The organism is Rhizobacter sp. P3_C12, assembly GCF_056402735.1.
Genome location: NZ_JBFUGW010000248.1, coordinates 1 through 9343, shown reverse-complemented (window position 1 = coordinate 9343; position 9343 = coordinate 1). Strand labels below are relative to the sequence as shown.

Genomic DNA, 9343 nt, shown 5'->3' with positions numbered 1-9343 from the left:
CTCTCGGATCTCCAGACGCTCAAGGCGTATGTCGATCAGGGCAAGGAGCCGTGGACGTCCGCTTTCAATCAGTTGGCAAACAGTCCCACGTCCAGGCTCAGCTACGCAGGGCATGGTGGCCCGTTCGCGAAGGTGAGCCGCGCGCCCGACGAGAATCTCTGGGCCTGGCGCAACGACATGATGGCCATTTGGGATCTCTCCCGGATGTGGTATTTCACTCGGGACGAGCGATACGCGGTGAATGCGCGCAAGTTGCTGCTTGGGTGGGCCACCACCCAAGTCGAGTTCTCGGGTCGCGAGTCGATGCTCGACTTGGGCGATTACGCTTTCCAGTTCGTGGGCGGCGCGGACATCCTGCGAAGCACTTGGMCGGGCTGGAAGGAGGCCGACACGGCGACCGTCAAGAAATACTTCAAGAACGTCCTGATGCCGGCGGCGAATCCCTACGGCGATAGCTCGTACGGGGCCGCCAACAAGGGTGCACTCGCCCTCGTCGCCAGCGGACTGATGGCGATCTACAACGACGACCGCGAGACATTGGACAAGGTCGTCTACCAGACCCGCACCCTCGCCCATATCGGACTGCGAAACTCCAACGACATCGGCATGCTCGGCGACTACCTTCGCGACCAGGGGCACTCCCATGGGCAGCTCAAGTCACTGACCATGCTCGCCGAAGCGCTCTGGAGCCAGGGCATCGACATCTATTCCGACCTTGACGACCGCCTGCTGGCAGCGGGTGAGTATTTCGCGAGGGTGAACGAGCTCGTCCCGACGACAGCCCTTCCTTTCGGCACGACTGATCGCTACTACATCACCGACGTCACCGGGCACGGCTGGAACGGCGCCAATGGCGGAAACGTCGCGCTCACTCAGCTCTATGGCGCCTACGTCCTGCGCAAGGGCCTCCAGGCCCCCTTCATCGCTCAGAGACGCGGCTGGATGCCCGTGGACGGCACCAGCTTCATGTTCCTCAAGGACGCCGACAACACGAAGGCGACGCCGCCGTCGGCGCTGCCCATTCCTTCGACCACCTCGATCACCGCGGGGTTCAGCAATGCGGACATCGGAGGCGCCTCCCCGGCGGGCGTGTCCACCTACGCCAACGGCAAATGGACGATCCAGGGTGCGGGCAACGATATCTTGTGGGGCACGCAAGACGGCTGCCACTTCACCTACAAGGCCATCACCGGCAACAGCGCCATCATCGCGAAAGTCGAGTCGGTCCAGAACACCAGTCCGGCCGCAAAGGCGGGCGTGATGATGCGAACAAGCCTGGAACCAGGCGCTCCCCGCGCCTRGATGGCCGTCGCCAGCCGAGGCAACGCCGAACAGAACATGCAGAAACTCGCGGTGTATGGTGGCTCGAACTATGGGACCAAGGCCTTCGACATCGCCAGCTCCACGCCCTCGTACTGGGTGAAGCTCGAGCGCGTCGGGARCATCATCACCGGCTACGTGTCTCCCGACGGCACCAATTGGGCGGCCACCGATGTCGGCCGCATCGACGCGCCCGTTCCCGACACGATCTATGTCGGCCTGGTTGTCTCCTCGGTTGCCAAGGGCCTGAACACCTCCACCTTCAGCAACGTCCAGATCACCGGCGGCGACGGTGGTGCGCCGAGCATCATCCCCGCGGCGCCGGCCATGCTGCTGGCCTCGCCGGGCGATGGCGCGGTGCCGCTGCGCTGGCAGGCATCCTTCGGCGCGACCAGCTACACGGTCAGGCGCGCGACATCCATCGACGGCCAATACGCGACCGTCGCGTCGGGCGTCACAGGCAGCAGCTACACGGACAAGTCGGTGACCAATGGCGTGACCTACTACTACACGGTCACGGCGAGCAATTCCGCCGGAACGAGCGGTAGTTCTCCTGCGGACAGCGCCACACCGGCTCATCCGATGGTGAACGTCGCCACCGGTGGCACCGCGAGCGACAGCACGAACACGAGTGGCGCCATGAGTGCCTTCGACCAGAACACGGCGTCGGGATGGTTCTACAAGGGCACGACCGGCTGGCTGCAATATGACCTCGGCCACACGGAACGCGTCCAGCGCTATGCGATCACCAGCGCCGGCGGCCTGGTCCCGCGCGATCCGAAGGACTGGCAGCTCCAGGGCTCCAGCGATGGATCCACCTGGACCACGCTCGACACGCAAAGCAACCATGCGTTTGCCCAACGCTTCGAGCTGCAGACCTACGCGATCGCGAATCCCAGCTTCTATCGCTACTACCGGCTCAACGTCACAGCCAACAATGGCGACAGCGTCTTCACGGATCTTGGCGAATTCGGGCTGCTCGTTTCCAAGCCGCGGTGATTGCACGGCAGGCGGAGTTTCCGGCGCGCTTCCAGCTCATCGCGGCCATGAACCCGTGCCCGTGTGGCCACCGCGGCAGCACCTTGCGTGCCGGACTGGCCCTCGGGACAGCGAAGACGTGCCGCGGCGATCGGTGAATCAGCCCATGAAGCCGAGGTTGCGCACGCTCGCATCGAAGTTCGCGAGGTTCGGGAAGACCGTCAGCGCATCGGTGTCCGACACGCCGAACCAGCGTGCCAGCGTCGCGCCGAGCTGATCGACGGAGGTGCTGGGGAGCAGGCTGCCGTTGCCGATCTGGTTCGGGCTGCTGTCGAAGTCGTTGTTGTTCGCGTTCTTCGCGCCCAGCACCGGGATGTTGCCGTAGATGTCGCCGCCCTTGACCGCGCCACCCATCACGAAGTGGTGCCCACCCCAGCCATGGTCGGTGCCGTCGCCGTTGCTGGTGAACGAGCGCCCGAAGTCGCTTGCCGTGAACGTCGTGACCTTGCCCTGCGCGCCCATCGCGCCGAGCGTGGTGTCGAAGTAGCGCATTGCGTGCGCCAGGCGCGCCATCAGGTCGGCGTGGGTTCGGTTCTCACCGTCGTGCATGTCGAAGCCGCCGAGGCCGACGAAGAACACCTGGCGCTTGGCGCCGATGCCGGCTGCGCTGCTCGCATCGATCATCCGCGCGACCATCTGCAGCTGCTGCGCGAGGCCGCTGAACGACTTCGCGCCGGTCAGCGGGTTGTCGTACTGCAGCTTCGGGTCGTTGTTCGCGTTGTAGTTGGCGGCCGGGGTGCCGAACAGCGGATCGCTCGGCGCCTTCAACGCGGTGCGCAGCGTCGTCTCGGCGTCGACCGAGCGCGCGGCGACCGCCGCGAGATCGGCCTCGAAGACGTGGCCGCCGCGCGTCCCTGAGACGATCTGCTGCATCGCCGCGGCCACGTCGCGGGAGCCGTAGATGTTGCCGTTCTCGTCCGAGCCCATGCGCATCGCGCCGTTCGCGCTGACCTGGTACTGCTGGACGCTCTGCCCCGACAGCCACACCGCGTTGCCGGAGGTCGAGATCGACGTGAAGATCGAGCGGCTGTTCTGCGACATCATCAGGTCGCCGAGCCGCCCGCCCCAGCCGACCGTCGCGCCTTCGGGCTTGAAGGACATCCAGGTGTTCGACTGGTCGTTGTGCGAGAACAGCATCGCTGGCCGGCGGCCCTTGCCGTTGTTGTACGTTTCCTTGGTCAGCGGCTCGACCAGCGGGCCGACGTTGGAGATGATCGCGAGTCGCTTGTCGGTGTTGAACATCGTCTGCAGCGAGCCCAGCAGCGGATGCAGCGCGAAGGTCTGCGTGCCGCCGCCAGGTGCCGTGCGCGCCTTGGCCGGGACGATCGGCAACACGCCGCCGAGTCGTGCCGGCGAGCCGGCCGCGGCCCCGGCGACCGCCGCGGTACCAGCCGCCATCAGTGCAAGCGAATCGGGCGCCTGGTTGCGCACCGTCGTGTAGTTGGTCCACGAGGCGGTGTCGGTCTGCAGGATCGTGTTCAGCGAGTCGTTGCCGCCGAACAGGAAGATGCAGACGAGCGCCTTGTAGTCGCCGGCCGATTGCGCGGCAGCCGAGCCGATCGCGGCCAAGTTCAGCGCGAGCGGCGCGGCGGCTGCGCCGGCGGCGGACAGCACACCGGCGTTGCGCAGGAAGAGACGTCGGGACAGTTGGTGGTCAATCATGGTGGACTCGTTGCGTAGTTGCGCTCAGCGCTGCACCTGGAACTCGGGCGACACGACGGTCAGCAAGATCGCCGCGCGCACGCGGTCCAGCTTCGTTCTGTCGACATCGGCCTGGTTCGACCTGTCGGCCTTCAGCGCAGGGATTGCGATCTTGTCGACGGCGCCGCTGATCAAGCTCTTCAGCGCGGCCGGCATCGAGCCGTACATCAGGTGGTCGTTCAGGCGATCGACAAGGCCCGAGCTGTTGTCGGCAAGCGCGAGTTCGGCGCTGTAGTCGGGCTGCAGGTCGCGGCGGTTCACCGTCTTGCCGTTGACGCTGCCGGCGAACCAGCCGACGCCGTACACGATGTTGTCGCGCATGTAGTTGACGTAGCCTGCGGTACTGGTCTCGCTGACCAGCTGCATCTCGGGCACGGCCAGGCCCGCTTTCGCCGCCCCCGTGCCCGCCGGCACGTAGCCCGGACGATAGAAATTGAAGACCGACGGTGAGCGCAGCGCCGACTGGCCGATAGTGAAGGCGGCCTCGTCGGTGTTGCCGACGAGGTAGTCACCGGTGTCCGACTTGAACGCGAACGCGCGCAGGAAAGCCGAGAGCTTCAGCACCGGCTCGCGCAGCTTGCCGGAGCTCGTCGACATCTGGCGCGCCTCGGGGTTCATCAGCACGGCCTTGACGACCGCCTTCATGTCGCCGCGCACGCCGGAACCGTTGTTGGCGAACTTCGCCGACACCGCGGCGACGTAGGCCGGGCTCGGGTTGCTCGTGACCAGCCGCTGGATCAACTGCCGGCCGATGAACGGGCCAACGTTCTGGTGGTTGTGCAGCGTGTCGAGCGCGATCTTCAAGCTCGCATCAGGGCCGGTCTGGGCGGGGATCGTCACGCCGAGGAACTTCTTCTCCTCGGTGCTGTGGTAGGCCGGATAGCCGAGCACGGGCTTGGTGGTGCGCTCGGGATCGCGGACGCCCGCCTTCTCGCCGAGGAAAAAGCAGCTGCTGTCCGGCCAGGCGGGGCAGGCGTAGCTCCAGCCGGTGAAGACGCGGGCCATGCCGCTGATGTCGGCCTGGCCGTAGGCGTCGATCGGCTGGCCGGCATTGAGCTGCTTGCTGCCGTCGGCGTTGAGCATGTGCAGGCCGATCGACATCAGCTGCATCACCTCGCGGGCGTAGTTCTCGTCCGGCACGCGGCCGGTGTTCGGATCGGCCTTCTGGTTTCTCAGTGCCGTCAGGTAGCCCAACATCTGCGGATGCTTGGAGACCCCCTCGATCAGGTCGCGGTAGTTGCCCAGGCCCTTGACGCTGAGCATGTCGAGGAAGGCCGCGGACGCACGCGCGTCGACGTTTGCGTCCTGCATCGCGATCACGAAGATCTGCGACAGCGAATACGCGACGCGCTGGCGCAACTGGTCGTCGCCGCTGATCGCGTTGCGCCAGAATGCGTGGGTCGTGCCGTCCTGGGCCGCGTTGACGGTCGCATTGTTCGCCGTGGCCTTCGCATCCCAGAGTGCCAGACTGCTGGACGCCGGCTTCGCGAACTGCTCGTCGATCCAGGCCGAGTAGCCGACCGACATCACATGGTCGACCTCGGCATCGGTCGGGCCGAACGTGGCCTGCGTCAGGAAGCGCGCAGCCTCGGCGCGCGAGGCCGGCTTCTCAGCTCCGGCCGGCGGCGGCTGGCTGGTGCCGTCGCCGGCGCCGCCGTCGCTCTTGCCGCCGCCGCAGGCCGCCATCACGGCCGCCAGCACCAGACATCCGGCGATACGCCAGTTGCGCCACGCCAACGTCGGCCCCACGCCGCTCACACTCGCCTTGTGCACGTCTGCTCTCATCGTGAAGATCCTGTTGCGTCAAAGTTGGCGCGGCACGCCCATGTCGCTCGACATGCCGCGCCCTCAATTTCGGCGCTRGTGTGTGAGTCGCGATGTCAGGAAAACTGACGAAACTTGCGGAGTCGGATGGATGCCACAAGGGACCGTTGTCGCAGCGAGACGCCATGCAACAGGATGCAAATTGACTCCGAATCGATTGACATCGAACGGCGCCTCGCCTGGCGGATTCAGATGCAGACCCGCGGGCGATGCGATGGTGCACATCGCTGCGCCAGTTCATCAAGGAACTCCGGTCGACTCCCGTCATCTGTGCGTGGCAGGACCTGGACGTGGAGAAGCTTGATCAGCTCGGGCGGCTTCATGGGGTGTCTCCTGGAGCGGGCCATGGGCAGACTGCGCCGATCTGCGTCGGCCGGCGGCAGTGGGCCGGGTTCAGCGCAGCGTGGCGAGGACGCGGTCGACCATCAGGCCCGACTGGCCGAGATAGTTGGACGGGTCGCAGAGCCTGGACAACGCGGCGCGATCGAGATGCTTGTTGATCTCGGGGTGCTCGGCCAGCAGGTCGAGCAGCGGCCGCTGCTGCTTGACCGCCTCGCGGCAGATGTCGTAGACGAGGTCGTGCGCATACTCGCGGCCGATGTAGGAGCCGAGGCCCATCATCACGGCCTCGCTCATCACCAGGCCGTGGGTCATGTCGATGTTGCGGCGCATCGCCTGTGCATCGACTTCCAGCCCCTCGAGCACGAAGCGCGACTGCTTCAGCGCCCCGGCCATCAAGCAGAACGCCTCGGGCAGCACGATCCACTCGATCTCCCACGGACCGGTCGAGCGCTCGTGGTCGGCCACCATCGCGTCCATCAAGGCCGCGGCGTGCTGGCGCACCACCGAGATCGCGGCGTGGATGTAGCAGCTGGAGATCGGATTGCGCTTCTGCGGCATCGTGCTGCTCGAGCCCCGGCCATGCGCGAACGGCTCGTACACCTCGCCGACCTCGGTCTGCATCATCAGTTTGACGTCCATGCTGAGTTTGCCGAGCGTGCCGCCGATCAGACCGAGCACGGTGCCGACCTCGGCGATGTTGTCGCGGATCGTGTGCCACGCGATCACCGGTTGGTTCAGGCCGAGTTCGGCGCACAGCCCGGCCTGGGTTTCCATCGCGCCCTTTTCCAGCGACGCCAATGTGCCCGCAGCCCCCGCGAACTCGCCCACCAGCACACGCTCCTTGAGTTGTGCGAGGCGCTCTCGGTGGCGCTCGATCGCCGAGAGCAGGCCCGCCATCTTGTAGCCGAAGGTCACGGGGATCGCCTGCTGCAGGTTGCTGCGGCCGATCATCGGCGTCAGGCGGTGTGCCTTCGCGTGCTTGGCCATCGCGGCAGAGATCGCCGCCAGTTCGCGATCGACGATGGCCAGACCCTCGCGGATCTGCAGCACGGTCGCGGTGTCGGTGATGTCCTGCGTGGTCGCACCCCAGTGGCAGTATTCACCCAGCTTGTCCCGGCACAAGGCGTTGAGCTGCGAGACGACACCGAGGATCGGGTAGCCAATGCGCTCGGTCTGCTGGCGCAGCTTGGCCATGTCGATCTGGTCGAGCCGGCAGTGGCTGACGATCTCGTCGGCCGCCTCCTGCGGGATCAGGCTCAGGCGACCCTGCACCTTGGCCAGCGCGGCCTCGACGTCGAGGTACTTTTGCGTGCGGTTCTCGTCGGACCACACCTGGCGCATCTCGTCGCTTGCGAAGATGCCCTGGAAGATGGCGGAGTCGATGATGGTGGCGGACATGGTGGCGTTCCTTCTGAAAAATTGGCTGGAGTCAGGCGCTGGCGCGCTGCAGGATGCGTTGGGCTTGAAGTACCACGGGGCGGTCGATCATTCGACCGTCGAGCTGGGCCGCGCCGGGTGACTCGGCCTCGGCGGCCAGTACCCGTCGTGCCCAGTCCACGGACTGGGCGCTCGGCGCGAGGGCGGCATGAATGGGCGCGATCTGGCGCGGGTGGATGCACAGCTTGGCGCCAAAGCCGTGGCGACGTGACCATGCGAGGTCGGCCAGCAGGCGTTGTTCGTCGTCGAACTGAGGCGTGACACCTGCGACCGGCGTCGCGAGGCCCGCCACGCGTGACGCGATGGCGATCGCTGCAGCGGCGTGCAGCAGGGCCTCGGAGCCGTCGGTGATGTCGAGATCGAGATCGAGCGCGTAGTCGAGTGTCCCGAAGACCAGGCGCGCGACACCGTCCGCGCCGGCCACCTGCTGCACGCTGGCCACACCGCACGCGCTTTCGATCAGCGCGAGCACGCGCGCCTCGGACACCCTCTCCAGGACAGCCTGGATCTGCGCCGCAGATTCGGCCTTGGGCAGCATGACGTTCGAGATATCGGCCTCGCGCAACAGCCGAAGGTCGTCAGCGAAGGCGTTCGACTGGGCGTCGTTGACACGCACAACGATGCGCCCACGGTCGGCCTTGGCAGCCTGGCCAGACCATTGCGCGATCGCATCCCTCGCCTCGCCCTTGGCCGTCGGTGCGACGGCATCCTCGAGGTCGAGCACGATGGCATCGGCGCCGCTGGCGAGTGCCTTGGCAAACCGCTCGGGGCGATTGCCCGGCACGAAGAGATAGGTGCGCGGGTCCATCAGATCGCCTCCGCGGCCCGCAGCGTGCGAATACCTTCGGCATCGATCCCCAGCTCCCGCAGGATGGCGTCGGTGTGCTCGCCAAGCGCGGGCACCGGGTCCATGCGCGGGCCTTCGTTCCAGGTCCCGGGCGGCAGCATCGCCGGCAACGCGCCGACCGGAGAGCCCACCTCGCGCCAGCGCTGGCGTGCCTTGAGCTGCGGGTGCTCCCAGACCTCGTGCATGGTGTTGACGCGAGCGTTGGCAATCTGCGCCGCCTCCAGGCGTTCGACCACTTGCGCAGCAGTCAGGGTCGAGAAGGAGTCGACGATGAGTTTGCGCAGCGCCGTGCGCTCCGCCACGCGCTTGGCGTTGCCGGCGAAGCGCGGGTCGCGGGTCAGTTCGGGACGCTGCAGCACACCCTCGCAGAAGTTGACCCACTCGCGCTCGTTCTGCAGGCCCAGCATCACGCTGCCCTGGTCCGCGCCGGTCGGGAACGGGCCGTAGGGGTAGATGGTGGCGTGGGCGGCGCCGGTGCGTGGCGGCGGCGGCGCACCGTCGAAGGCGTAGTACAGCGGATAGCTGGTCCATTCGGCCAGGGACTCCAGCATCGAGATGTCGATGTGCTGGCCGCGCCCGGTCTGCGCGCGCTGCAGCAGCGCCGCGAGGATGCTGGTGTAGGCGTACATGCCCGCGGCGATGTCGGCGATCGACGGGCCGGCCTTGCAGGGTTCGTCGGGCGTTCCGGTGACCGAGACGAAGCCCGCCTCGCTCTGGATCAGCAGGTCGTAGGCCTTCTTTTCGCGATACGGCCCGTCCGCACCGTAGCCGGAGATGTCGCACACGATGATGGCCGGCTTCTTCGCGGCCAGCACGTCGTAGCCCAGACCGAGG

7 protein-coding genes and 1 pseudogene are annotated in these 9343 nt (G+C 66.6%); 2 read left to right on the top strand and 6 right to left on the bottom strand.

Translation table 11 applies throughout. The features are described from left to right. The coding region (locus AC1DXV_RS26970; RefSeq protein ID WP_477936456.1) for a discoidin domain-containing protein at positions 1 to 2319 on the top strand (2319 nt) is incomplete at its 5' end. A 2-nt stretch (positions 2320 to 2321) separates the two neighbouring features. Then, positions 2322 to 2411, top strand: a pseudogene (locus AC1DXV_RS26965) (ATP-binding protein); the annotation flags it as partial. 46 nt (positions 2412 to 2457) lie between these two features. Here the strand turns inward: AC1DXV_RS26965 and AC1DXV_RS26960 are convergent. The 6 genes from AC1DXV_RS26960 to AC1DXV_RS26935 form a co-directional block, all read right to left on the bottom strand. Next, positions 2458 to 4020 (bottom strand): DUF1501 domain-containing protein, encoded by a 1563-nt coding sequence (locus AC1DXV_RS26960; RefSeq protein WP_477936454.1) that lies wholly within the window; start codon positions 4018 to 4020, stop codon positions 2458 to 2460. 24 nt (positions 4021 to 4044) lie between these two features. Continuing rightward, on the bottom strand, positions 4045 to 5844 hold the full coding sequence (locus AC1DXV_RS26955; protein ID WP_477936452.1) for a DUF1800 domain-containing protein: 1800 nt from the start codon (positions 5842 to 5844) through the stop codon (positions 4045 to 4047). A gap of 227 nt (positions 5845 to 6071) precedes the next feature. Beyond that, positions 6072 to 6206 carry a hypothetical protein gene (locus AC1DXV_RS26950; protein WP_477873705.1) on the bottom strand — a complete coding sequence of 45 codons (135 nt, stop codon included), beginning with the start codon at positions 6204 to 6206 and terminating at the stop codon, positions 6072 to 6074. A 70-nt stretch (positions 6207 to 6276) separates the two neighbouring features. Next, positions 6277 to 7623, bottom strand: a complete 1347-nt coding sequence (locus tag AC1DXV_RS26945) for a class-II fumarase/aspartase family protein (protein WP_477873704.1) — start codon at positions 7621 to 7623, stop codon at positions 6277 to 6279. Between the two features lie 31 nt (positions 7624 to 7654). Next, positions 7655 to 8470, bottom strand: a complete 816-nt coding sequence (locus AC1DXV_RS26940; protein WP_477936450.1) for an HpcH/HpaI aldolase/citrate lyase family protein — start codon at positions 8468 to 8470, stop codon at positions 7655 to 7657. Beyond that, a partial coding sequence (locus AC1DXV_RS26935) for a CaiB/BaiF CoA transferase family protein (RefSeq protein ID WP_477936448.1) occupies positions 8470 to 9343 on the bottom strand: 874 nt, incomplete at its 5' end. The genes AC1DXV_RS26935 and AC1DXV_RS26940, both read right to left, overlap by 1 nt.

Coding starts and splice junctions, on each gene's coding strand:
- AC1DXV_RS26960 (WP_477936454.1), bottom strand. CDS start 4,020: ATGATTGACCACCAACTGTCCCGACGTCTCTTCCTGCGCAACGCCGGT.
- AC1DXV_RS26955 (WP_477936452.1), bottom strand. CDS start 5,844: ATGAGAGCAGACGTGCACAAGGCGAGTGTGAGCGGCGTGGGGCCGACG.
- AC1DXV_RS26950 (WP_477873705.1), bottom strand. CDS start 6,206: ATGAAGCCGCCCGAGCTGATCAAGCTTCTCCACGTCCAGGTCCTGCCA.
- AC1DXV_RS26945 (WP_477873704.1), bottom strand. CDS start 7,623: ATGTCCGCCACCATCATCGACTCCGCCATCTTCCAGGGCATCTTCGCA.
- AC1DXV_RS26940 (WP_477936450.1), bottom strand. CDS start 8,470: ATGGACCCGCGCACCTATCTCTTCGTGCCGGGCAATCGCCCCGAGCGG.